This is a genomic window from Chryseobacterium gossypii, from assembly GCF_041361455.1.
GTDB classification, from domain to species: Bacteria; Bacteroidota; Bacteroidia; order Flavobacteriales; family Weeksellaceae; genus Chryseobacterium; species Chryseobacterium gossypii.
The window spans coordinates 90586-116624 of the sequence record NZ_JBGCUR010000002.1 but is presented as its reverse complement, the minus strand read 5'-3'; the positions used below and the strand labels follow the sequence as shown (position 1 = coordinate 116624).

Here is a 26039-nt window from a genome sequence, read left to right as displayed (position 1 = left end):
TTGGGGAATTTTTTTATTTGGATTTTATGATTTTTTATGATTTATGATCGTTGAATTATGCCTTTCAACCCCCAAAAATAAACGAAAAATTAAAATATTTATTAATATAATGTTAATTATTTAAAAAAAAATATATTTTTATTGTCTCAATTTGAGAATTAAAAACTAACTGTATATGAATGTAAGAATATCTAGAAGTTTAGGGATGGTTGCTGTACTCTATTTCACAGCCAATTTCAATGCCCAGAACACAGCGAATGATACCATTCCGAAAGAGCAGAAAATAGAGGAAGTGGTAATGATCGGTTATGGTACTCAGAAGAAAAGCAATGTAACCGGAGCAATCTCAAGTATTAAAGCATCAGATATTGATGACGTGCCTGCCGGAAGACCGGAGCAGGTCCTGCAGGGTAGAGCCGCGGGGGTTTCTGTAATTTCAAATTCAGGGCAACCTGGCTCAGCAGCAACCATCAGGGTACGTGGGGTTACCAGTTTTGGGGCCGGAAGTAACGATCCTCTTTGGGTTGTTGACGGGATTGTTGTGGATAATATCGGTTGGTTGAATCAATCTGATATTGAAAACATGGAAATCCTGAAAGATGGAGCCTCAGCTGCTATTTATGGAGTATCCGCCGCAAAAGGGGTGATTCTTATCACAACCAAAAAAGGGACTAAAGGAAGATTAAACCTTTCATATAACGGTTTTTTTGGTGTAGGCAGCGCAGCAAATAAACTAGACCTGTTGAACGCTACTGAATATGCTACCATTATGAATGAGGCAAGTACAAATGACGGGCATGGTAATATATTTGCAAATCCTTCATCCTATGGCGTGGGGACTGACTGGCAAAAAGTTATTTTCAACAGTGCTCAGCGCTCTTCGCATGAATTCAGTATCAGTGGCGGGAATGATAAATCCACTTATTATTCATCCTTTGGATATTACGATCAACAGGGGATTGTAATGAGAGATATTTCTAACTATAAAAGAATCAACGCCAGATTAAACTCTACTCATAAGGTATTTGATTTTTTAACGGTAGGACAGACTTTTGCTTACACGCATACCAAATCAGCAGGAATTACCGCTAATGGTGAATTTGGAGGACCTTTAAGTTCAGCTATCAACTTAGATCCTATAACGCCGGTGGTTGTAACAAACGGAATACAAAATCAGCCTTTTCCGGCAGACTATAATAATCAATACATCATAAGAGATGCCAACGGAAACCCTTACGGTATATCTCACTATGTGAATCAGGAGATGTCTAATCCTTTAGCCTTCAAACAAACCCAGCTGGGAAGATACAACTGGTCTGATGATTTTGTCGCTAATGTATTTGCAGATCTTAAGTTTTTGAAACACTTTAATTTTAAGACCAGTGTTAATGGTAAGCTTTCTTATTGGGGACAACAGGGCTTCACACCTTTATTTTATTTAAGCCCATCATATAAGAATGATACATTTAACAGTTTATTCAGACAGAATGAAAAGAAGTTTGAATGGAGTACTGAAAATACATTGACTTATCAAAATAAGTTTGGAGATCATAGTTTGAATGTTTTATTGGGACAGGGATATTATGAATATAATATTTCTTCAGGGCAGAATGTTACCTATACTAATCTTCCTGTCAATAATTGGGAAGATGCATCATTTAATTTTGAGATTCCGCAGGCAAACAGAAGTACAAATGCCTGGGATGGAAAGCATACCCACAAGGCATCCTATTTTGCAAGGGTAGTATACGACTATCAGAATAAATATCTTTTCACCGGAACTATTCGTAGAGATGGGTCTTCTAAATTCGGGCCTAATCACCACTGGGGAAATTTCCCGGCCATGTCCTTGGGTTGGAATGTATCCAATGAAAATTTCTGGCCACAGAATAATGTTGTAAATAGTTTAAAATTAAGAGGAGGTTATGGTGTTTTAGGAAATGATGCGATTGATGATTTCAAATTTGCCAATTTCCTGGTTCCGGGTAGTAACTATACCTTCGGAGATAACAATATTCATATTGGTTATGCACCGAGCACACTTGAAAATCCTGACCTGAAATGGGAAAGGACAGCGCAATTTAACATTGCTGCTGACCTGAAATTATTCAGGAATTTTGATTTGACGGTGGATCTTTATCAGAAGAAGACAACAGATATCTTGAGACAAGTGGAAATCCCGGGATACTTGGGATTAAGTACAAACCCTTGGAGAAATATCGGTGATATGAACAATAAAGGGATAGAAGTAAGTTTGGGGTATAAAAAGAACTGGGGAGATTTCGGATTCTCTGCTAATGGTAACTTTTCATATTTAAAGAATGAAATTACAAGATTAGAAGATGACAAGCCTTATGTGAATTTTGCTTCATTCCAGTCGATGGGCAATGTTTCAAGGCTACAGCTGAATTACCCTTACGGATCTTTCTTCGGATACCAAAATATAGGTATTTTCCAAAATCAGGCAGAAATTAATGCGTATACAAACAGTAACGGACAATTGATCCAGCCTAATGCAAAACCGGGAGACTTTAAAAGATTTGATGCGAACGGAGATGGTAAAATTGATGAAAATGACTATGTTTACCTAGGAAATTCTTTGCCTAAATACACTTTTGGGTTCACCTTGAATATGAACTATAAAAATTTTGATATTATGGTATTTGCTCAGGGACAGGCAGGAAACAAGATATTCCAGGGACTGAGAAGATTGGATATCAATTATGCAAATTATCAAACTGCCATATTGGACAGATGGACTGGTGAAGGAACTTCGAATTCAACTCCGAGAGTAACTATGGATGATCCAAATCAAAACTTCACAAGGATGTCTGATTATTATCTACAGGATGGAAGCTATCTACGTCTGAAGCTGGTACAGGTAGGCTATACGTTACCAAAGAACGTTTCAGAATATATAGGAGCCAGTAAGATAAGATTCTATATCACAGGTGAGAATCTCGTAACCTTTACAAAATATACAGGCTATGATCCTGAAATTGCAGGCGGTGACACGTTCGGTATAGATAGGGCTTATTATCCGCAAGCAAGAACTTTCCTTTTTGGTGCTAATGTTCAATTTTAATTAAAAAGAAAAATGAAAAATAAAAGATTTATATATAAAAGTGTAACGGTTTTATTATTGGCCGGTTTCAGTTTAGGTTCTGTAGCCTGTAATGATAGTAATCTGGAAGATGTAAAAAATACGGGAACTTTCGATTCAGAAAATTATTTCAGGAATGAAGAACAGGCATTCTCGGGACTGGTTGCTACTTATGATCTTCTGAGAAAATACTCTGGAGGATTTGAGAATATGGTTACATTCTTTAATGCGGCTTCAGATGATTTCTATTCCGGTGGAGGAAGTTCCACAGATGGAGCGGGGATTCAGGGTTTTGCCAGCTATAGTATAAATCCGGTAATCATGCCTCCAAGCTATTGGAGGGATTACTATCAGGGAATTGCAAGGGCAAACCTTTTGATTGAAAGAATTCCGAATGCTGATATGAATGACCAGACAAGAAAAAGATTTATTGCAGAGGCTAAGGTTTTAAGATCATTATATTATTTTGAACTGGTAAGAATGTTTAAAAATATTCCATTGATTTTACAAACGATTAAAACAACGGATGATTATTATAACATTCCTCAGGCTAAACCAGAAGATGTTTATGCGCAGATAGAATCGGATATTCTTGCCTCTGTTGATGACCTTCCGATGACCGTTACGGCAGCAACAGAAAAAGGAAGGATTACCCAGGGAACAGCCCGTGCGATTCTTGGTAAAATTTATCTATATGACAAAAAATACAGTCAAGCGGCAGCCCAGCTTGAAATGGTAAACGGAACGCCGGGAGAAACAAGCCAGTATGGGTATAAACTAGTATCAAACTATGCTGATTTATGGAAAGTAGATAACAAATTTACTACAGAATCAATCTTAGAAGTAATGCATACTAATAAAAGTAATGCGGACTGGGGCTTCTGGGGCCAGGGAAAAGATGAAGGCAATAGTATTTGTGTAATGGTGGGAATCAGGTCATACAAACTTACAGATGTTACTCCGAATGATGCACCAAGCATATATTCAGGATGGTCATTTAATCCGGCTACAGAAGATTTATTCAATTTTATGCAAGGGGATCCTCGTTTGGATGCAACAATCTTTAATGCCAAAAAATATGTTCAGGAAGGTAAAGTAACTTATTCTCCGGCTTATAAGGATACAGGATATTTTTTAAATAAATACTTACCTAGAACTACAGATGTTTCTGATTTGCCGGGTGCCACTGAGCTGAATTTCCGTCAGAATTATATTGCTATAAGATTAGCAGACACTTATTTAATGGAGGCAGAAGCTTTGGGAGGCTCGGGTGCAAGGGCTCAGGCCTTACTGGATGCAGTAAGAGAAAGAGTAGGTTTACCATCAGTACCTGTTTCTATGCAGGCTATTAAAGATGAAAGGAGAAGAGAATTAGCAGGTGAAGGACATCGTTGGTTCGACTTGGTAAGATGGGGTGATGCTCCTGCAAAATTAGGTTCGAGAGGATTTCAGGCCGGTAAAAACGAAATTTTGCCAATTCCTTTCAATGAGCTCACCAATACAGCTTTACACCAGAACCCTGGATATTAAATTATTTTTAGAGTACAAAGGATAGTTTAGTATATTTAAGCACGGAATGTTGGATGTTAGCATAAGCAGACCCGGGAATCAGACTAAAGGTAGCTGTATTAGGTAGTCAGAACAGTTACGATATAATACAGCTGAATTTCGTGCGAAATATAGAACCCTGTACGTAATAATATTTTAAAATATGAAATTACAATATTCATATAGTTTCTTTATTAGAAGTGCTGCACTTTGCGGTGTAGCACTTCTTTCTTTTTTGGGGTGCAGTAATACATCCTCAGTTATTTCCAATAATGAGAATCCGGAAAATGGTAACGCTACGGGAGATCCGGTTCAGATATGGCTAACAAAAGGAGACCAGTCTGTAAAGCTTCAGCAGCAGAATACCGCGTATTTTTCTTCGGCTGCCAATACCAATTCAATTATAGAGATAGATCCTTCACAGGTTTATCAGACCGTGGACGGCTTCGGGTATACGCTTACCGGAGGCAGTGTGCAGGTGATTAACCAGCTTACACCATCCAAAAGGCTGGAACTGTTGAATGACCTCTTTGGAAATTCGGGAATAGCGGTAAACTATCTCAGGATCAGCATTGGAGCTTCGGATCTTAACAGTGAAGTATTTTCTTATGATGATGTACCTGCAGGTCAAACAGATCTCAGCCTTTCACAGTTCAGTCTGGCAAAAGATCAGGCGCTTGTCCAGATGCTGAAAGACATTCTGCTCATTAATCCTGATATTAAGATTTTGGCTACTCCATGGTCTGCTCCGGTCTGGATGAAAGACAACGGGAATAGCATCGGCGGAAGCCTGAAACCGGAATATTATGATGTGTATGCCAGATATTTTGTGAAATATATACAGGCTATGCAGGAGCAGGGAATCAGGATCCATGCAATAACGCCTCAAAATGAACCTTTACATCCGGGAAATAACCCAAGCATGTATATGACGGCCGCGGATCAGACAACTTTTATCAAGAACCATTTGGGACCAGCTTTTCAGACAGCCAGTATCAGCACAAAAATTATTGTCTACGATCATAATTGTGATAATATCGTGTATCCGTTGAGTATTCTTAATGATGCTGCAGCCAATTCCTTTGTAGACGGCTCGGCTTTCCATTTGTATGCAGGAGATATTTCTGCATTAGGGAATGTTCACAATCTGTTCCCCAATAAAAATGTTTATTTTACGGAGCAATGGACGAGTTCTACAGGGGATTTCTCAGGAGATCTTGGCTGGCACACTAAAAATGTCATCATAGGCTCAATGAGGAACTGGAGCAAGACCGCTCTGGAATGGAATGTAGCAAATGACGCATCTTTCGGTCCTCATACACCGGGCGGATGTACACAATGTAAAGGAGCGGTTACCATTACGGGAGGAAGCAGCTATGATAAAAATGTTGCTTACTATATCATCGCCCACGCGTCCAAATTTGTTCCGGCAAATTCAGAGAGAATAGCTTCAACGCAGGCTGACAATCTTTCTACGGTAGCGTTCAGAACACCGGCAGGAAAAACGGTTCTGATAGTGCAGAACGGTAACACGGCAGATAAGAATTTTAATATCAAATATAATCAGAAAATAGCTCCTGTAACCATCCCGGGAAATTCTACAGCGACTTATATCTTTTAAATGAAAATCATGAGAAGAATTTATTTCTTATTACTGTTCTCAGCATTTGGAATAAATGTTTACGGGCAGAAAACCATCGATCAGAAAGTTTCTGAGCTTCTTGCTAAAATGACCCTGGAAGAAAAAGTGGGCCAGCTGGTCCAGTACAGCGGATTTGAATATGCAACCGGACCGCAGAATTCAAATTCAGCTACCGTTCTGGAAGAAATAAAGAAAGGAAAGGTAGGTTCTATGCTCAATGTAGCCGGAGCCGAAGAAACCCGTTCCTTTCAGAAGCTGGCATTGCAGTCCCGCCTGAAGATTCCTTTATTGTTCGGCCAGGATGTGATTCATGGATACAGGACTACATTTCCGGTTAATCTCGGCCAGGCAGCAAGCTGGGATTTAGATCTGATTGAAAAGTCGGAAAGGATTGCCGCAACGGAAGCATCTGCTTATGGGAACCACTGGACATTTGCACCGATGGTTGATGTAGCAAGGGATCCGAGATGGGGAAGAGTGATGGAAGGGTCAGGAGAGGATACCTACCTGGGAACTCAGATAGGCTTAGCAAGGATCAGGGGCTTTCAGGGAAAAGGCCTTGGAAATATTGATGCCATCATGGCCTGCGCGAAACACTTTGCGGCATATGGGGCAGCTGTGGGCGGCAGAGATTACAATTCTGTGGATATGAGCTTAAGACAACTGAATGAAACTTATCTCCCTCCGTTCAAAGCAGCAGCTGAAGCCGGGGTGGCCACCTTCATGAATTCCTTCAATGATATCAACGGGATTCCGGCAACCGCCAACAAATATATTTTAAGAGATCTGTTGAAAGGCAAATGGAACTTCGGGGGCTTCGTAGTTTCAGATTGGGGAAGCATAGGGGAAATGGTGCCCCACGGCTATGCCAGGGATAAAAAAGAAGCGGCGGAAAGGGCGATACTGGCAGGAAGTGATATGGACATGGAAAGCCATGCCTATATGGCGGAATTGCCTAAGCTGGTCCAGGAAGGAAAAGTGGATATGAAGTTTATTGACGATGCAGCAAGGCGGATTCTGACCAAAAAGTTTGAAATGGGATTGTTTGATGATCCTTTCAAATTTAGCAATGAAAAAAGACAGAAGGCACAGACCAATAATATGGAAAACAGAAAGTTCGGAAGAGAGTTCGGTTCCAAAAGCATTGTTCTTTTAAAGAACCAGGGAAATATTCTTCCGCTTTCAAAATCAACAAAAACAATAGCTTTAATCGGGCCTTTCGGGAAAGAGACTACGGCGAATCATGGCTTTTGGTCGATAGCATTTAAGGATGACGCTCAGAGAATTGTCACTCAGTTCGACGGAATCAGAAATCAGCTGGATAAGAACTCAACATTACTATATGCAAAAGGATGCAATGTTGATGACCAGGACAGATCCATGTTTGCAGAAGCAGTGGAAACAGCAAAAAAAGCGGATGTTGTGATTATGACTTTAGGAGAAGGGCATGCCATGAGCGGTGAAGCTAAAAGCCGTAGCAATATTCATTTTACCGGAGTTCAGGAAGAACTGTTAAAAGAAGTTGCCAAAACCGGAAAGCCGATTGTTCTGATGATCAATGCAGGGCGTCCCCTGATCTTCAATTGGGCTGCAGATAATATCCCTGCAATCATGTATACCTGGTGGCTTGGGACAGAAGCGGGAAATTCTATTGCGGATGTACTCTTCGGTGCTACCAACCCGGGAGGAAAACTGCCGATGAGTTTTCCGAGGTCCGAAGGACAGATCCCGGTCTACTACAACCACTACAACACCGGAAGACCGGCAAAGAACAATACAGACAGAAATTATGTTTCAGCTTACATTGACCTCGATAATGATCCTAAATTTCCGTTCGGATATGGCTTGAGCTATACCACCTTCAAATATTCGGAGATGACATTAAGCTCTACCAGCCTTAAAGGAAACCAGGTGTTGAATATCAGTGTGAATGTATCCAACACCGGAAAATACGATGGTGAAGAAGTGATTCAGCTTTATATCAGGGATTTGTTCGGAAAAGTGGTAAGACCCGTAAAAGAACTGAAAGGCTTCCAAAAAGTATTTATCAGAAAGGGAGAAACAAAAACAGTGACCTTTAGGCTGACCCCGGAAGATTTGAAATTCTACGACGATCAATTGAATTATGACTGGGAAGGCGGTGAGTTTGATATTATGGTGGGAACAAATTCCCAGGATGTTCAGACCAAAAGAATTAACTGGATTAAATAGTAGCATCATGAAAATCAAAACTTATTGTTTTACTTATTTGCTTTTAGGAGGGATATTGGCTCTGACGTCCATAAGCTGTGTTTCAAGCAGCCGGCCGGATTCCGGCAGAAAACTGATCTGGAGTGATGAATTTGATTACAAGGGGTTGCCGGATTCATCTAAATGGAATTATGATGTAGGAGGACATGGTTACGGAAATAATGAAGACCAGTTTTACACCAGAAACCGCCTGGATAACGCAAGAGTTGAGAAAGGCCATCTTATTATTGAAGCCAGAAAAGAAAACTGGGAAAACAGGAAATATACCTCTGCAAGACTTTTAACAAAAGGTAAATTCTCATTTCAGTATGGAACGGTGGAAGTGAGAGCAAAGCTCCCTAAAGGCCGCGGCACATGGCCTGCCATCTGGATGATGAGTGAGAACATGAAAAAATGGCCGGATGACGGGGAGCTGGATATTATGGAGCATGTGGGTTTCAACCAGGGATATATTCATGCTTCTGTCCATACCCAAAAATACAATCATAAAATAGGAACCCAAAAAACAGATACCCTGATCGTAAAGGATGCAAGTGAGAAGTTCCATGTGTATAAAGCAGACTGGACTCCCGAAAAAATTGACGTTTACGTGGATGATATAAAGTATTTTACCTATGAGAATAAAGAGAAAACTTATGGAGCCTGGCCTTTTGACCAGCCTTATTATATCATTCTGAACCTGGCGGTAGGAGGTTTTTGGGGCGGAAAAGAAGGTATTGATGACAACATTTTTCCTCAAAAGTTCTATATAGATTATGTAAGGGTTTATCAGAATAAATAAGGCAATCAGTTTATGGGGAAAACAGAAAGAAAAAACATGAAATCAAAGATTCATAAATACAAGGAAAATTATAAAAATAACGTTTGTAAAAAACTGATCATAAGTTGTTTTGCTATAGGATTGATGTCCAATATCAATGCGCAGAGCTTCTGGAAAAAAAATGCAGGCAGGACAGCCAGAGTGATCGTTACCAATGCCAAAAACAACGAAAAGCTGGCAGATAAAGGAACTGTGAAATTTGAAAAATTCGATCAGCCTAAAGAAAATGAGGCCAGTATATTTGTTGATCCTGATTTTAAATATCAGAAGCTGATCGGGATCGGGGGTGCCATTACGGATGCTGCCGCTGAAACATTTTATAAATTGCCCAAAGACAGGCAGAGGGAGATCATAGAGGCCTATTACGGTAAAAATGGGCTGGGATATACGGTTGTACGGACCAATATGAATTCCTGTGACTTTTCAAGTGATTCTTATACTTATGTGGAAGATAATGATACTTCATTGAAATCATTTTCCATAGCCCATGATGAAAAATATAAAATTCCCATGATCCGGGAAGCGCAGAAATCAATAGGAAGCGATTTTAAGCTTTACTTTTCACCCTGGAGCCCGCCCGCCTGGATGAAAACCAATAAAGACATGCTGAATGGCGGAAAGCTGGAAAAACAGTATTACCAGACGTGGGCAGATTATTATGTAAAGTTTATCAGGGAATATGAGAAAAGAGGCATTAAGATCTGGGGACTGACTGTTCAGAATGAGGCTATGGCCAAACAAACCTGGGAATCGTGCCTGTATACAGCCGAAGAAGAAGGAACTTTCCTGAAGAATAACCTGGGCCCGACCCTATGGAAGAACGGATATAAAGATAAAAAAGTAATGATCTGGGACCATAACCGGGATCTGATATACCAGAGGGCCACTACTACCTTAAGTGATCCGGAAACTTCTAAGTACGCTTCCGGGATCGCTTACCACTGGTATGAAACCTGGCATAACAAGACCCAGCTGTTTGACAATGTAATGGAAACTTACAGGGCTTTCCCGGATAAATTTCTTGCCTTTACAGAAGGCTGCAAAGAGGTATTCACCATGTCCAGGCTTGAAGATGTGAGTCTAGGAGAGCTTTACGGAAAAAATATGATCAACGATTTTAACAGGGGAACCTCCCTGTGGACGGACTGGAATGTACTCCTAGATGAAACAGGAGGGCCGAACCATGTCGGAAACTTCTGCTTTGCGCCTGTTATTGCAGATACCAAAACAGGAGAGGTACATTATACCTATGAATATTATTATATAGGGCACGTTTCCAAATATATAAAACCTAATGCTTACAGAGTAGGAAGCTCTGTCAATACCTCAGGTTTGATCTCTACTTCATTTATGAACGAGAACGGTCAGTTGGTAACGGTTATTATGAATGGGTCGGATAACGATATAGATACCAACCTCTGGATCGAAGGAATGGCTGCAAAGATTTCAGCACCCGCACACTCTATACAGACTGTAATTTTATAAGCTTCATATTAACAGTTTTATTGAAAATCGGCGGGCTCAAAGAGCCCGCCGATTTGATTTTATCCATAAATAATCTCGGATTATTTGTTCAGATCGTACTTGTCAATTACTTTTTGAGTGACACCGGTGCTGCTGAAGCCCCCGTCATGGAAAAGGTTCTGCATGGTTACTTTTCTGGTAAGATCAGAGAACATGCTTACACAATAGTTGGCACAGTCAAGAGCTGTAGCATTTCCCAGAGGCGACATATCCTCGGCATATCCCAGGAAGCCTCCGAAACCTTTTACACCGCTACCCGCGGTAGTAGGCGTAGGAGATTGTGAAATGGTATTTACTCTGACTTTTCTTTCTCCCCAGTAGTATCCGAATGTTCTGGTAATGCTTTCCAGATATGCTTTATTATCAGCCATGTCGTTATAGTCGGCGAAAGTTCTTTGGGCAGCGATATAAGTAAGTGCCAGGATGCTTCCCCATTCGTTCATACAGTCTTTTTCCCATGCCACCCGCATTACTTTATGAAAAGAAACGGCGGAAACGTCCCATCCTTTTTCCAGCCAGTCGTAGTTCATTTCAGTATAGTGTTTCCCTTTTCTTACATTTACAGACATCCCTATGGAATGAAGGATAAAATCTATTTTCCCGAATTTGGCCACAGCTGCATCAAAAAGTTTTTCCAGATCTTCCATTGAGGTTGCATCTGCACCTATTACTTCAGAACCGGTTTTTTCAGCTAAAGCATTCAGTTCTCCCATTCTCATGGCAATAGGAGCGTTTGACAAGATAAATTCGGCTCCTTCTTCATGACACCTTTCTGCAACCTTCCAGGCTATAGATTGTTCGTTAAGAGCTCCAAAAATGATTCCTTTTTTGCCTTTAAGTAAACCGTATGACATAATTTTTTAATGTTTATTTTAAGTACAAATGTAGCAATATTTGTCCTTACCGCATAATAAAAAACGGAGCCCCGTATAAAAAGGCTCCGTTTTTCTTGAAAATATTTATTTGACTGAATTAATTGGTTTTTTTATTCCATTCCGCTTTTACATCTTCAGCGGCATCTTTAGTTTTTTCCCATGCATCGTTGGCCTTGTCTTTAATGTCTTCCCATGCTTCGGAGACATTGGCTTTCACTCTGTCAAACCAATCTTCCTGGCTGGCTTCCTCATCATTGGCCCTTCTTTCATTGATATAATCTTTAGCTTTGTCTGCCAGTTCATTAATTTTCCATTTTGCTTTGTCTACAGCATTTTCAGCTTTGTTGTATTCTGAATTTTTCATAATAAAGATTTTTGTGTTGATATTAAATTAACAATAAACATTCCTAAAATTGTGGTACACTGTTAAAATTTTCATAATCTTTTGCTATATTTTTCCATTCAATGTTTATCTTTAAGCAAATAATCATTCACAATTATGGAGAAAATACGTTGTGGCTGGTGCGAAAAAGACGATTTGTACAGGAAATATCATGACGAGGAATGGGGGAAACCTGTATATGACGACCATAAAATTTTTGAATTTTTAATTCTGGAGAGTTTTCAGGCCGGGCTGAGCTGGTATACCATTCTTACAAAAAGAGAAGATTTCCGTCAGGCATTTGACCAATTCGATTATAAAAAAATAGCAGGCTATTCTGATGAAAAGGTAGAAGAGCTGATGCAGAATCCCGGCATTATCCGTAACAGGCTCAAGATTTTGGCAACGATCACCAATGCCCGGAAATTCCTGGAAATTCAGGAGAAATTCGGAAGCTTTTCAAAATATATCTGGGATTTTGTAGGAGGAAGGCCGATAAATAATAATCCAAAAACCCTGAAAGACGTGCCGGCTACTACTGAGATTTCTGACGCGCTGGCAAAAGATCTTAAGAAAAGAGGTTTCAAATTTATGGGATCTACAGTGGTTTATGCCCATATGCAGGCAACAGGAATGGTTAACGATCATATTGAAAGCTGTTTTACCAGAAATAAAAAGTAAGAAAAAGGGATTTCAAATTGAAATCCCTGGTTATTCTGATCGCTATCGTATAATTCTTTCAAGCACCCATTCAATAAGATTCTTCTCCGAAGCATGATGATCTGCTGAGAACTCTCCACGCCTCCTGTTGGCAATTACGTTGTTTACGGTAATGGCTTTATGGCCCAGCAGCTTGGAAAGTGCATATATTGCGGAGGTTTCCATTTCAAAATTGGTGATCCCCAGATCATTCAGGGTCTCCAGGAACCGATCATCCACGGCTTTCAGGCGGAGCTGTCTTCCCTGTGGAGCGTAGAATCCCGGAAAGGTGGCCGTATTGCCATGATATCTGGCATCCTTATAATAATGGGCGATATCTTCTGCCCAGTCTGCGAAATAAAGCATCGGCTTTATTTTCTCATAAGGGAATTTTTCAAGGAAATTTTTTGAAAATTCGTTTTCAAATGCATAATCCTGATAGAAATGCATCAATCCGTCCAATCCTACAACATTTTGTGTTACCAGCATTTGGTCTACCTGAACATCCGGGTTTACACTCCCGCAGGTTCCCATTCGGAAAAGTTCCAGCGAGGTATGCGTGGTTTTGAACTCCTTGTTTTTTAGATCTATATTGACCAGGGCATCCAGCTCATTCATCACGATATCAATATTTTCAGTCCCGATACCGGTGGACATTACGGTAATTCTTTCCCCGCGCAGTATTCCTGTATGTGTGTAAAATTCCCTTTTATTTTTTCTGATTTCAATTTTGTCAAAATATCCGGAAACTTTCGGCACCCGGTCAGGATCGCCCACAAGAATAATCTTATCAGCAATATCTTCAGGCAGAAGATTCAAATGGTAAACACTCCCGTCATCGTTCAATACCAGCTCTGAAGCTGAAAGTTTATTAAGCATAAATTAATTTTTTAATTGATAAAAATAGTTTTCTAAGGAGAAGACATGAGCTCCATTACAGTAGTCCCTATAAGGTCCGGTAGCCCGTCTGAGTGAACCGGCAATAATTTGATTTTCATCCTATTTTAATTTTCATGATTGTGTAACCCTCTTCCAATACTCTTCAGCATCTTAGTATGATGAGTTAGTTTGGCATTTAAAATTAATAAAAATCCCATAAAATAAAATGTAAACATTATTTAATTCAAATTTAAATTTAAAATAATGTATGAATGGTAGTTTTGAGCTCAAAAAATTTCATGAGGCTTTATCCATTATTTGTTGTTATCCTGCTGGCAGGCTTTGCAGTAATGTCATTCAATCCCGTTGATGAAGGTACGAAAAGTGAAAACACGGTAATCAACCGGGGACTGACTGATTTTAAAGATAAACTGGACCAGCTGAGATCAGATGTAGACCGGTTTGCGGAGGATAAGCTTTCTCTTGCTCAGTTACGGGAATCCCTGAGCAATACCAGAAATTCTTTTAAAGAGATCGAATTTTATATTGCCTATCATTATCCTGAATTTACAAAAACGCACCTTAATGCAGCCCCTTTGTTTCATATAGAGGCGGCCGGCACTTCAGCATATACCTTACCACCGGAAGGATTGCAGGTTCTGGACGAGCTTGTATTTTCTGAAGAGGCACCGGAGCAGAAAGAAAAGATCAGAGAGATTACGGGTTTCCTGTATAACAGCTACGCGGGTTTTTATCTGAGTGCGGTAAAAAACGGATTAAGCCGGGGAAACAATAAGACATTACCGCTACGTATAGAGCTGATAAGGATTTATACTTTGGGAGTTACCGGATTTGATACGCCGGGTTCGTTAAATACCTCCGAAGAGGCCGGTCACGCCTTCACAGGAATGAAAAAATATATCAATGACGATCCCTACTTTAAAAATTATGATATAGAGAAGGCTAACGCTATTTTGACGGAAGGGATCAGCTATCTTTCTAAGAACACCGATTTTGAAGCTTTTGACAGAATTGAATTTTATAAAAAGTATATTCAGCCTCTGTATGAAGAATTAGGGAAATGGGATGGCAGAACGGATGACCTGAAAGCCTTTTCCGGATGGAATGTAAAAAGCACGGATCTTTTCAGCAGCGATTTTCTGGATCCCTATTTCTATACCCTGCTGAAGCCTTCCGAAGATAATGCGGATCTGAGAAGCCTGGGAAAAGCTATTTTTTATGATCAGAATTTGAGTGATAACGGTAAGATGAGCTGTGCAACCTGCCATTTGCCTGAAAATGCCTTTACCGATCTTAAAGCAAAATCCCAGAGCAATGTTGAGGGGAAGACCGTGCTGAGAAATTCGCCTTCCCTGTACAATGCCGTGTTTGCCAAAAGATTTTTCTATGATATGCGTGCCTTCTATATCGAGCAGCAGGCCGAGCACGTTATCTATAATGAAGAAGAGTTTAATACCAGCTATGAAAGTATCATAAAAAAATTAAAAGCAAAGCCGGAATATAAAAAAGCTTTTCGGGCGGCTTTCGGTAACGGGGAGATTAGTAAAGAAAAATTTTCAAAGGCGCTGAGCTCTTATGTTGCTTCCCTGTATTCCTTTGACAGCGATTTTGACCGCTTTATGAGAAATGAAAAAGAAATAGCTGATGACGTTAAAAAAGGATTCAACCTGTTTATGGGAAAAGCTAATTGCGCGACATGCCACTTTGCACCTCATTTCTCAGGCCTTGTTCCGCCATTTTATAACGAAAACGAATCCGAAGTGCTGGGAATCACCAAAAAGCCGGTAAGCCAGTCTCCGATAGAGCTGGATACTGATAAAGGAAGGATCAACAGCCCGGTGAAAAAAGAAAATTCCTGGATATACGAAAATTCATTCAAAACTATGACTGTCAGGAATATAGATCTTACGAAGCCCTATTTCCACAATGGTGCCTTCAATACCCTGGAAGAGGTCCTTGAATTTTATAATGAAGGTGGGGGAGAAGGCCTGGGACTGAAAATGAAAAATCAAACCCTTCCGCCGGATAAGCTACATTTAACAAAAACCGAGATCAGGCAGATTATTGCCTTTATGAGATCACTTACGGATATCAGCAAAGCAAAATAAAACCCGGTTCAGAAGCGGTAATAAGAATAACGCTGTATTGGATAAAGCCTGATGTTAGGCTGAATTTATTCAAATTAACAATAAGTTAATTCACTTAACATTGGGTTGTTGATTTTTTAACATTGGCCTTCGCTTATTTAAAACACTATTAATAAAGTCCTGATAACAAAAAAATAGCTTTGCATTGTCTAATAAATCAAAATATAAAATGAAAAGAAAACTACTAACAGTTGCAGTTCTTGCGTTAATGTCGGTTTCCGCATTCCAGGCCCAGACATTCATCTTTAACAAAAACTCTGCATGGAGGTATAACGATAGCAACCAGGCTCAGGTTGATCAATGGAAAGATGCTAATTTTGATGTTTCTGCCTGGTCCACCGGAAACGGACCGTTAGGCTACGGAGATCCTGTTACCACAACCCTCAATACCGGGCTTGTAACGGCTTACTTTGCCAAAGATTTCAATGTGAACCTGTCTGACCTTAGCGATACGATGGAGCTGGGAATTATGAGAGATGACGGAATCGTGGTATATCTGAACGGGGAAGAGGTAGCGAGAGACAATATGCCTGCGGGAACCATTACTTTCAATACGTGGTCAAGCACAACCATAGACGGGGCAGCAGAAAGCGTTTATAATATATTTTCTATCCCGAAATCAAAATTTGTAAATGGAACCAACAGAATTTCCATTGAATTGCACAACAGGGGTACGGCAAGCTCGGATCTGAGAATTGATGCCTATCTTAAAACAACAACCAATACAACTAATCCGGTTACCTGCAATGCAGCTCATATCAGTTGCTTTACTTCTATTGTTCCTACTTCGCAGACCAATAAATTAATTATCCCGGCAGAGCACAGATATCAGCTGATTCTGAAAGAAGGAGATAATTATACAGAGGGAGGCGGTCTGGTAGGTGGACAAAATGATTTCACAGCTTATGTGGCTAAAAACGGAAGCTCTGTGGATGGTTACCTTTCCGTGAACCATGAGACCAATCCGGGAGGGGTTACCATGGCTGAGATCAATTATAATGCCTCTACAAAACTATGGCAGCTGACAAGATCAAGAGCAGTAGGCTTTTCAGACCCTAGTCTGGTGCAAACCATCAGGAACTGCTCAGGCGGTATTACTCCATGGGGAACGGTGGTTACGGCAGAAGAGCAGACCACTTCCGGTGATGTGAATAATGATGGGTATAAAGATTACGGATGGCTGGTAGAGATTGATCCTGCTACCGCTCAGGTTGTATCTCAGAATACGAACGGAACCAAAGGAAAACTTTGGCAGATGGGAATCATGAACCATGAGAATGTAGTGATCAATAATGCAGGAACAGTTGCTTATTTTGGAGAAGATGGCGGAACCCATATGGTTTACAAATATGTGATGGATACTCCTAACGACCTTTCTTCAGGAAACCTTTATGTTCTGAAACTGGATCAGGGACTAAGCAATGGGGATCCTGTAGCTACAACGGGAGAATGGATCCAGATCCCGAATAAAACGCAGGCGGATCAAAACAATACGGCAGCTTTAGCCCAAACATTAGGGGGTACTTCTTTCAACGGAGTGGAAGACGTAGATATCAGCCCTATCGATGGCAAAGTTTATTTTACCGCTAAAGGCTTAAACAAAGTGTACAGAATGAAGGACGACGGTGCTACATTGTCACAGGTTGAGACCTTCGTTGGCGGACTTTCTACAGTATATTCTTTCAACACGGCACAAGGCGTAAAGTCTGAAGCCTGGGGAGACGGAAATGATAACCTTACTTTTGACGAGTTAGGAAATCTTTGGGTATTACAAGATGGTGGTAAAAACTACATCTGGGTAGTAGCTCCGGATCATACACAGGCAAATCCAAAAGTAAGACTTTTCGCTTCTATGCCGGCTGGAGCAGAGCCAACAGGGCTTACATTCACTCCTGACCATAAATTTGGTTTCTTCTCTATCCAGCATCCGGACGCAACAATTTCTACGGATGTGGATGCCACAGGAAATACCATTGACTACAGAGGGAAATCTGCTACCATTGTGATTGCCTTAAAAGATAACTTAGGTACCAACGGCTCATTGGGAACTATTGACCAGAATGCGGAAAATACGGTTACTGTAGCTCCAAATCCTACTTCAGGGATCGTGAAGGTCAATGCCTCTAAAGAATTGAAAAATATTTCAGTGACAGCTTACAGCATGGATGGTAAGATCGTTTACAACAGGAAATTTGAAGGCTCAAATAAATCCCTGGATCTGGATTTCACTTCACAGCTTGAAGCATCACGGGTGCTAATATTGAATATCGAAGCAGATGGTTTCCAGAAAACAGTAAAGCTTCTTAAAAAATAATAATTAATAATTTTCATGGCTACCGGTAATTGTATTGCCGGTAGCTTCTTATATATGAGAAAAAATTTCGTTGCTATATCCGTTTTTTTCCTTTTTCTGGGCAAGGCTCAGATTGATCCTGTGAAATACCCTACCTATACCAGTATTGAAGCCGCTTTGAGCAGCGGAAAAACCGTTTACAGCATGAGCTTCAGAGGTAAGGGACTGTTCAACGTCCCCCCGCAGATCAGGACATTAGATTCCCTGTTTTTCCTGAATCTTATGGAAAATAAGCTGGAAAAAATGGATCAGGAAATCTTTACCCTGAAAGAGCTTGAAATATTAAATGCAAGCCAAAACAGCATCAAATTTATCCCCGACGGGATCGGTGATCTTAAAAAGCTTAAGAGCCTTTCCATAAGTCTGAACAGCCTTACGGATATTAATCCCAATATTGCAAAACTGCAAAACCTGAAGGCGATCCATCTTGATGCCAATAACCTTAATGTCTTTCCTGAAGCCCTGATGGAGATTCCGGCACTGGAGGAGATTAATTTGCAGGGAAACCAGATCAGCTTCATTTCTGAACATCTTGACAGGATAAAAAGTTTGAGATCCTTAAACCTTTCTGCCAATCAGATCAATGATCTCGGGGATCTTGAATTTCCGGAACAGCTGAAATACCTTGAATTACAGCAGAATGGTATAGTAAAGCTGCCCGAAAGCCTGTTCCGGTTAAAAAATCTTGAATTTCTAAACGTAAGCCAGAATAATATCAGGGAAATCCCATCTAAAATAAAAGGATTGAAGAACATCGTCAGCCTGAATCTGGCTCATAATGGACTGAAGGATCTCCCAACGGAAATTTCACAGCTGAAATATCTTAAAACATTGATTCTGACGGGGAATCCCATCAAAAAAACTACTGTTGAGAAACTGAAAGCACTGATGCCGGAAACCCAGATTTATTTCTGATCATCCGCCGACCCTTTTGGTCTTATAGCCCATTTCTTTCAGGATTTCCATGATTTTGTCACGGTTATCTCCCTGAATAATGATAACGCCGTCTTTTTCAGATCCTCCTATGCCTAAAGTGGTTTTTATTTTTTTTGAAATTTTTTTAAGCTCCTCATCGCTGCCTTCCCAGCCTTCGATAAGAGTTACGGGCTTTCCGTTTCTGCCTTTTTTTTCAAATTTGCATACCAAAGGCTCCTTCTGCCTGAACTCCTCTTCAGGCATTTCAAAATCCTGCTCCTCATGATCAGGAAAAAGGTTCTTAAGTTGATCTCTTAAATCCATACAGCAAAATTAATAATAAATGCGATAGCCTGAATGATATATGTATGCTTCAAAAGTAATATTTTTATGTTTCAAATGTTATATTCAACCAATTATATTTAGATATGAAAATAAAAACTAATTACATTTTTATGCTGGTGGTTACCATACTGGGCTTTAGTAAAGCGTATGGACAGGTAGCTTTTTCCGGTGATCCTTTAAATGCCGTTTTTGAAATGAAGGATGTTGACGGTTTCTGGAAGGCTTATAACAATATAGACAAGTCTAAAGGAAATCCTTTCAAAGAATATATTGACAATGGTTCTCCCGGAGTAAAAGGTTTTATGGAATACAGGATTATTAATGCAGATTCTCTTTTCTCAATGGTAAAAAAGAGAAAAGAAGATTATCTGAAAAGTAAAGATGTCTTAAAGGAAATTGCAGCGAAGGAAAAAAGAGTGAAGGCAATATACAGTGCCCTGAAATATTGGTATCCCGAAGCGAAATTCCCACCCGTTTACTTTGTCTACGGACGTTTCAATTCGGGCGGAACAGTTTCTAAGGACGGAATTATCATAGGAACAGAAATGCTTACCGACCTTAATGGGATTACCGGGCTTATTGCCCATGAGCTGGTCCATTTTCAGCAAAATATAAAAGGAGACGATACCTTACTCAGGCAATCATTAAATGAAGGCGGTGCTGATTTTATCAGTGAATTTGTATCAGGTGAGATCATTACCAATAAAGCATATAAGTATGGTGAAAATCATTTGGAAAAACTCTGTAAGGAATTTGTTACGAAAATGAAAGGAAATGATTATCAGGATTGGCTGTATGAAACCAGCAAAAAAGATGACAGACCGAACGACCTTGGATATTGGATGGGGTATAAGATTGTAGAGATGTATTTTAATAAACAGGCAGATAAGCATAAAGCAGTCTATAATATTCTCAATATAGAAGATCCATATATATTTTTGAAGGAAAGCGGCTTTTTAGATCCCTATATTAAAAAAGATACCAGATAGCCAGATGGAATTAAAATACTTTCTTTAAGAATACTCCGAAAAAACCGTTGAAGCAGCTTTATGGCAGATGTTACAATTTATGATTAAAGTCTGCTTTTTAAGGACATGTATTACTTTAATTAAAATTTAAGGCCGGCAGAGTCCTAAATTCATTCCAAAATAGATAAATTTGTAACACAAAAGTTTACAAGATGTCGAAAAAAGCAATATTAGCCATCCTTGACGGATGGGGATTGGGAACAAATCCGGACGTTTCAGCCATAGATCAAGCCAATACACCCTTCATAGACAGCTGTTATAAAAAATTTCCGCATACCACCCTTGAAGCAAGCGGTTTAGCCGTAGGGCTTCCTGCCGGGCAAATGGGAAATTCTGAGGTAGGGCATATGAATCTGGGGGCAGGCCGGGTGGTTTACCAAAATCTGGTTAAACTGAATATGGCTGTTGAAAACGGTACCTTAGGACAGGAAAAAGTGATCCAGGATGCTTTTGAATATGCCAGAAGAGAAAATAAAAAAATACATTTCATAGGACTGGTCTCCAATGGAGGAGTGCACTCTCATATCAACCATTTGAAAGGCCTGCTAACGGCAGCCAAAAACTTCGGATTAAATGAAAACGTTTTCGTTCATGCCTTCACGGATGGCAGAGACTGTGATCCGCATTCGGGAATAGGCTTCATTGAAGAGCTTCAGAGACATATGGAAGCCACTACGGGAAAACTGGCCACCATTGTAGGAAGATATTACGCCATGGACAGAGATAAGAGATGGGAACGGGTGAAGCTGGCTTACGATGCCCTGGTGGAAGGCGTTGGCCTTCAGACTACGGCCGCTGTGGCCGCTGTTAAAGCTTCTTATGATGCCAATGTGACCGACGAGTTTTTAAAACCTATAATTTTAATGAAAACCACTGCTACAGGAAATGTGGTTCCGGTAGCCAAGATTGTGGACCATGATGTGGTCATCTGCTTCAATTTCCGTACAGACCGGGGAAGAGAGATCACAGAAGTGCTTTCCCAACAGGATTTTCCGGAATTTTTTATGAGGAAGCTGGATCTGTATTATATCACTTTAACGAACTATGATAAGACATTCCATGATGTAAAAGTGGTTTTTGATGATGAAGTATTGAAAGAAACCATGGGTGAGGTCCTTGAAAGAAACGGAAAGACCCAGATCAGGATCGCCGAAACGGAAAAGTATCCGCATGTGACATTTTTCTTTTCAGGAGGCAGGGAACAGGAGTTCATAGGAGAAAGGAGGTTACTTTGCCCAAGCCCGAAGGATGTTCCCACTTATGATCTGAAACCCGAAATGTCCGCATATGATATTACCAATGCCATTATTCCGGAACTTGAAAAAGAAACGGCAGATTTTATCTGCCTGAATTTTGCTAATACGGATATGGTAGGCCATACAGGAGTATTCTCGGCGGCCGTAAAAGCGGCAGAGACCGTTGATCAATGTATCGAAAAAGTAGCTGCCACGGCCTATGAACACGGTTATGCAGTTTTTATTCTGGCAGACCACGGAAATTCCGATGTGATGATCAATCCGGACGGTACCCCGAATACCCAGCATTCAACCAATCTGGTTCCGTTCATCGTAATGGATAAGGATCATACCTGGAACCTGAGATCAGGAAAACTGGGTGATGTGGCCCCGACTATTTTAAAAGTAATGGGAATAGAGATTCCGGCAGTAATGACCGGCGATATTTTAGTCAGCTGAAATCAGTAATTAATAATAATAGTATAAAAATACCGTTATGATCTTGATATCGGTATATCATTATGATTTATGTCAGGCACGATAATTGTTATGCTTAAAATAATAAATCATATCTTTGTAAATTAAAAATTAAATAGTTATAATGTATCAAAAGCTTGTTAGGAAAGAAGTAATGGGAATTTTGGAAAAGGAAGTAGGTTCTTTTCTGGAAAAATTTTTAACGCCGATTGAGAAGATCTGGCAACCTTCTGACATGCTTCCCGATCCTTCAAGCGAAAACTTCAAATACGATTTAGAAGAAATTCAGACCTTTGCCCGCGAAATGCCTTACGATTTATTTGTTACCCTTATCGGGGACTGTATTACGGAAGAAGCATTGCCATCTTATGAATCATGGCTGATGGGTGTGGAAGGAATTAATCAGGAAGAAAAAGTAGGATGGGTAAATTGGGTAAGAGCCTGGACAGCGGAAGAGAACAGGCACGGAGACCTGTTGAATAAGTACCTTTACCTTTGCGGAAGAGTAAATATGAGGGAAGTGGAGATCACTACCCAATATCTGATCAATGACGGTTTTGATCTTGGAACCAGCATGGATCCTTACAGAAACTTTATTTACACCAGTTTCCAGGAAACGGCGACCAACATTTCCCACAGGAGAGTGGGGACACTGGCAAAACAGTCAGGGAATACGAAGCTGGCTAAAATGTGCGGTGTGATCGCGGCAGATGAGGCAAGACATGCTAAGGCCTATAAACATTTCGTGGCCAAGATCCTTGAAATAGACCCTTCTGAAATGATTCTGGCATTTGAAGATATGATGCGTAAAAAGATCGTAATGCCTGCCCACCTGATGAGACAATCCGGCCAGAAGGTAGGAGAGCTTTGGGAGCATTTCTCAGATGCGGCCCAGAGATGTATGGTGTACACAGGGCATGACTATATCAATATTCTGAAAGACCTGTTGGATGAATGGAAGATCGAGCATATCAAGGGCCTTACGGAAAAAGCTGAAAAAGCCCAGGAATACCTGATGAAGCTTCCCGCAAGGTTGCAGAAAATTACGGACAGGGTTTCTACTCCTGATCAGCAGTTCCAGTTCAGCTGGGTGAAAAGTTAGATCCGTACAGGTCATAAAATGATAAAACTAAGGTGCCAATGATTTTTGGCACTTTTTTTATTTGTATCTTTGCACTTCTAAATTACATTCGAAAATGATGAACAACAAGAAAATTGCTGTTGACTTTGACGGAACTATTGTTGATGATGCTTATCCGGCAATTGGAAAGCCGAAAATTTTCGCTTTTGAAACCTTAAAAAGATTACAGGCGGAAGGTTACAGGCTGATTCTCTGGACGTACAGACACGGAAAAACCCTGGATGAAGCTGTAGAATTTTGCAGACAGAACGGAATAGAATTTTATGCTGTAAACTCAAGTTTTGAAGGAGAAGTTTTCGATCCTGAAACACAATCCAGAAAACTGGATGCGGACTGGTTTATTGATGACCGGAATCTGGGCGGATTCCCGGGCTGGGGAGAGATCTACAACATCATCCAGGAAAGAATAGAGTTCCGAGTGGAAGGAAAAGAAGTCCTGGCCTATTCCAAACTGAAAAAAGAAAAGAAAAAAGGATTATTCTGGTAAAAGGAATTGGAAGTTAATATTTGCTTAATGGCATTTTTAACCTTCAGCTCCGGTTATCCGATAAATTTAGAGTGAGAAGATGGTCCCATTTCATTTTGACCGGTTTGGGATAGATTAGCCTTCTGATCTCTAAAATCTAACCTAAATAGAAATGATTCAATTAAAAACGATAGACGAACTTCGTCTGATGAAGCAAAGCGCACGTCTTGTCTCTAAAACCCTGGGGATGTTAGCCAAGGAAATCAAACCTGGAATTACGACTTTGCATTTAGATAAACTGGCTTATGAATTTATCAAAGACCACGGTGCCGAGCCTGCATTCCTGGGCTACGGAGGTTTCCCGAATTCATTATGCATTTCTCCCAATGAGCAGGTGGTTCATGGCTTTCCCAACAATGAGGTGGTGAAAGAAGGAGATGTGCTTTCTGTAGACTGTGGAGTTATCCTGAACGGATTTGTAGGCGATCATGCCTATACCTTTGAAATCGGAGAAGTAAAACCGGAAGTGAAAAAACTTTTGAAGGTAACGAAGGAATCCCTGTATAAGGGAATCGAGCAGTGTATCCGTGGAAAAAGGATCGGTGATATTTCCCATGCCATACAATCCTATTGTGAAAAAGAAGGCTATGGAGTGGTGAGAGAACTGGTAGGGCATGGCCTCGGAAGAAAAATGCATGAAGATCCGCAGGTTCCGAACTATGGAAGACAGGGAAGCGGAAAAGTAATTAAAGACGGATTGGCTATTGCCATTGAGCCGATGATCAACCTGGGAACAGAAAAAGTAAAATTCCATGACGACGGGTGGACGGTTACGACTTTAGACAACCAGCCTTCCGCACATTTCGAGCATGATGTGGCGGTTATCAACGGAAAACCCGTGCTTCTTTCCACATTCCAGTATATTTACGAGGCCCTGGGCATCGAAAGTGATGAAGAGAAGCCTTTCCAAATGGACTTTTGATGAAAAAAGTAACCAAGCTTCTATTAAATAAAATCCCGCGTCCGGTGCTTATCAAGATGAGCATATGGGCCAGACCGCTTATTTACCGGTTCTTCAAAGGTGATCAGTTTTTTGATCCCATTGACGGCAGATCTTACCGGAAATTCCTGCCGTACGGATACGGCAGGCAGAGAGAGAATGCCTTGTCACCGGGAACCCTAAGCCTTGAAAGGCACCGCCAGATGTGGCTGTATCTGCAGAATGAGACTGATTTTTTTATAAAGAATTATAAAGTTCTGCATATAGCCCCAGAGCAGGAATTTTTAAGAAAGTTCAAGAGGATGAGGAATCTGGATTATATCTCGGCAGACCTGTATTCTCCTATTGTAGATATAAAAGCGGATGTGCTGGATCTGCCCTTTGCTGATGAAAGCTTTGATATTGTTTTTTGTAACCATGTTCTGGAGCATATTGAAGATGATGCCAGGGCAATGAGTGAACTTTACAGGGTAATGAGGCCGGGAGGCTGGGGGATCTTTCAGGTTCCTATGAAGAACTCGCTGGAAAAAACCTACGAAGATTTTACCATTAAGGATCCTAAGGAACGACAGAAGCACTTCGGACAGTATGACCATGTACGCTGGTATGGAATGGATTATTTTGATCGTCTGAGAAAAGCCGGCTTCCGGACAGAACCAAATTTCTATTCCCGGAAATTCTCGGAGGAAGAAATCAAAAAGTACGGGTTAAGAAAAAATGAGATACTGCCTGTAGTTTTTAAAGATAGATAAAAACGTCTCCGCATCCGGAGACGTTTTGATTTATATCTGTTAATGAGAAACGGCTTTCAACCCCACCACAGATCCGATTAAGGTTATGATGAAAAAGATCCTCCAGAAGCTTACCGGATCCTTAAAAAAGAAAATTCCCATCAGGGCTGTTCCTACCGCCCCGATTCCGGTCCATACAGCATAAGCTGTTCCTATGGGCAGGGTCTGGGTAGCTTTGATAAGCAAAAGCATACTCACCGTTAAAGAAACCAGAAAGCCGGCGAACCAGTAGTACATTTCGGTACCCGATGTCTCCTTTACTTTGGCCAGGCACGATGCGAAAGCCACTTCAAATAATCCTGCAATAATTAAAATAACCCAATTCATTTCTGATCATTTATTGTTGCAAAGGTGCATATTTAAAAGGAAACAAAATTTTACAATTGTTAAAAAATGAT

21 protein-coding genes are annotated in these 26039 nt (G+C 40.4%); 16 read left to right on the top strand and 5 right to left on the bottom strand.

Features of this window, described 5'->3' with window-relative positions; translation table 11 throughout:
* Positions 1 to 175 precede the first annotated feature (175 nt).
* The 6 genes from ABMQ40_RS02870 (at position 176) to ABMQ40_RS02845 (ending at position 10848) form a co-directional block, all read left to right on the top strand.
* A complete protein-coding gene (locus ABMQ40_RS02870; RefSeq protein ID WP_370896346.1) occupies positions 176 to 3085 on the top strand; it encodes a SusC/RagA family TonB-linked outer membrane protein in 2910 nt (969 codons plus the stop codon).
* Between the two features lie 12 nt (positions 3086 to 3097).
* On the top strand, positions 3098 to 4633 hold the full coding sequence (locus ABMQ40_RS02865; RefSeq protein ID WP_370896344.1) for a RagB/SusD family nutrient uptake outer membrane protein: 1536 nt from the start codon (positions 3098 to 3100) through the stop codon (positions 4631 to 4633).
* 181 nt (positions 4634 to 4814) lie between these two features.
* Positions 4815 to 6272, top strand: a complete 1458-nt coding sequence (locus ABMQ40_RS02860; protein WP_370896342.1) for a glycoside hydrolase family 30 protein — start codon at positions 4815 to 4817, stop codon at positions 6270 to 6272.
* A gap of 9 nt (positions 6273 to 6281) precedes the next feature.
* Entirely contained in the window at positions 6282 to 8504 is a 2223-nt protein-coding gene (bglX, locus tag ABMQ40_RS02855) for a beta-glucosidase BglX (protein ID WP_370896340.1), read from the top strand.
* 7 nt (positions 8505 to 8511) lie between these two features.
* Positions 8512 to 9324 (top strand): glycoside hydrolase family 16 protein, encoded by an 813-nt coding sequence (locus ABMQ40_RS02850; RefSeq protein WP_370896338.1) that lies wholly within the window; start codon positions 8512 to 8514, stop codon positions 9322 to 9324.
* 36 nt (positions 9325 to 9360) lie between these two features.
* Complete coding sequence (locus ABMQ40_RS02845) at positions 9361 to 10848, top strand: glycoside hydrolase family 30 protein (RefSeq protein ID WP_370896336.1); 1488 nt, start codon at positions 9361 to 9363, stop codon at positions 10846 to 10848.
* 80 nt (positions 10849 to 10928) lie between these two features.
* On the opposite strand, the gene ABMQ40_RS02840 is transcribed toward ABMQ40_RS02845, so the two are convergent.
* Both ABMQ40_RS02840 and ABMQ40_RS02835 read right to left on the bottom strand, forming a co-directional pair.
* Positions 10929 to 11741 carry an enoyl-ACP reductase FabI gene (locus tag ABMQ40_RS02840; RefSeq protein WP_370896334.1) on the bottom strand — a complete coding sequence of 271 codons (813 nt, stop codon included), beginning with the start codon at positions 11739 to 11741 and terminating at the stop codon, positions 10929 to 10931.
* Positions 11742 to 11859: 118 nt separating this feature from the next.
* Positions 11860 to 12126, bottom strand: coding sequence for a hypothetical protein (locus tag ABMQ40_RS02835; RefSeq protein WP_370896332.1), 267 nt, complete (start codon positions 12124 to 12126; stop codon positions 11860 to 11862).
* 135 nt (positions 12127 to 12261) lie between these two features.
* Between ABMQ40_RS02835 and ABMQ40_RS02830 the strand changes: the two genes are divergently transcribed.
* Positions 12262 to 12825 carry a DNA-3-methyladenine glycosylase I gene (locus ABMQ40_RS02830; protein ID WP_370896330.1) on the top strand — a complete coding sequence of 188 codons (564 nt, stop codon included), beginning with the start codon at positions 12262 to 12264 and terminating at the stop codon, positions 12823 to 12825.
* A gap of 42 nt (positions 12826 to 12867) precedes the next feature.
* On the opposite strand, the gene ABMQ40_RS02825 is transcribed toward ABMQ40_RS02830, so the two are convergent.
* Complete coding sequence (locus ABMQ40_RS02825) at positions 12868 to 13722, bottom strand: nucleoside phosphorylase (protein ID WP_370896328.1); 855 nt, start codon at positions 13720 to 13722, stop codon at positions 12868 to 12870.
* Positions 13723 to 14021: 299 nt separating this feature from the next.
* Here ABMQ40_RS02825 and ABMQ40_RS02820 point away from each other — a divergent pair, with 299 nt between their 5' ends.
* The 3 genes from ABMQ40_RS02820 (at position 14022) to ABMQ40_RS02810 (ending at position 19158) form a co-directional block, all read left to right on the top strand.
* A complete protein-coding gene (locus ABMQ40_RS02820; protein WP_370896326.1) occupies positions 14022 to 15851 on the top strand; it encodes a cytochrome-c peroxidase in 1830 nt (609 codons plus the stop codon).
* Positions 15852 to 16059: 208 nt separating this feature from the next.
* Positions 16060 to 18204: an alkaline phosphatase PhoX gene (locus ABMQ40_RS02815; RefSeq protein ID WP_370896324.1), complete on the top strand. Its 2145-nt coding sequence runs from the start codon at positions 16060 to 16062 to the stop codon at positions 18202 to 18204.
* Between the two features lie 54 nt (positions 18205 to 18258).
* A complete protein-coding gene (locus ABMQ40_RS02810; protein WP_370896322.1) occupies positions 18259 to 19158 on the top strand; it encodes a leucine-rich repeat domain-containing protein in 900 nt (299 codons plus the stop codon).
* On the opposite strand, the gene ABMQ40_RS02805 is transcribed toward ABMQ40_RS02810, so the two are convergent.
* The gene (locus tag ABMQ40_RS02805) at positions 19159 to 19482 is read right to left on the bottom strand and encodes a translation initiation factor (RefSeq protein WP_370896320.1); all 324 of its coding nucleotides are present in this window, start codon (positions 19480 to 19482) and stop codon (positions 19159 to 19161) included.
* A gap of 104 nt (positions 19483 to 19586) precedes the next feature.
* On the opposite strand from ABMQ40_RS02805, the gene ABMQ40_RS02800 reads away from it, so the two are divergent.
* The 6 genes from ABMQ40_RS02800 (at position 19587) to ABMQ40_RS02775 (ending at position 25602) form a co-directional block, all read left to right on the top strand.
* A complete protein-coding gene (locus tag ABMQ40_RS02800; RefSeq protein ID WP_370896318.1) occupies positions 19587 to 20492 on the top strand; it encodes a DUF2268 domain-containing putative Zn-dependent protease in 906 nt (301 codons plus the stop codon).
* A gap of 191 nt (positions 20493 to 20683) precedes the next feature.
* Positions 20684 to 22225 (top strand): 2,3-bisphosphoglycerate-independent phosphoglycerate mutase, encoded by a 1542-nt coding sequence (gene gpmI / locus ABMQ40_RS02795; protein WP_370896316.1) that lies wholly within the window; start codon positions 20684 to 20686, stop codon positions 22223 to 22225.
* Positions 22226 to 22367: 142 nt separating this feature from the next.
* A complete protein-coding gene (locus ABMQ40_RS02790) occupies positions 22368 to 23345 on the top strand; it encodes an acyl-ACP desaturase (protein WP_370896314.1) in 978 nt (325 codons plus the stop codon).
* 94 nt (positions 23346 to 23439) lie between these two features.
* On the top strand, positions 23440 to 23871 hold the full coding sequence (locus ABMQ40_RS02785) for a BT0820 family HAD-type phosphatase (RefSeq protein WP_370896312.1): 432 nt from the start codon (positions 23440 to 23442) through the stop codon (positions 23869 to 23871).
* 151 nt (positions 23872 to 24022) lie between these two features.
* Positions 24023 to 24832: a type I methionyl aminopeptidase gene (gene map / locus ABMQ40_RS02780; protein ID WP_370896310.1), complete on the top strand. Its 810-nt coding sequence runs from the start codon at positions 24023 to 24025 to the stop codon at positions 24830 to 24832.
* Positions 24832 to 25602, top strand: a complete 771-nt coding sequence (locus ABMQ40_RS02775; RefSeq protein ID WP_370896308.1) for a class I SAM-dependent methyltransferase — start codon at positions 24832 to 24834, stop codon at positions 25600 to 25602. The genes map and ABMQ40_RS02775 overlap by 1 nt, the downstream gene beginning before the upstream one ends.
* 39 nt (positions 25603 to 25641) lie before the next feature.
* On the opposite strand, the gene ABMQ40_RS02770 is transcribed toward ABMQ40_RS02775, so the two are convergent.
* Positions 25642 to 25968 (bottom strand): DMT family transporter, encoded by a 327-nt coding sequence (locus tag ABMQ40_RS02770; RefSeq protein WP_370896306.1) that lies wholly within the window; start codon positions 25966 to 25968, stop codon positions 25642 to 25644.
* Positions 25969 to 26039 lie beyond the last annotated feature (71 nt).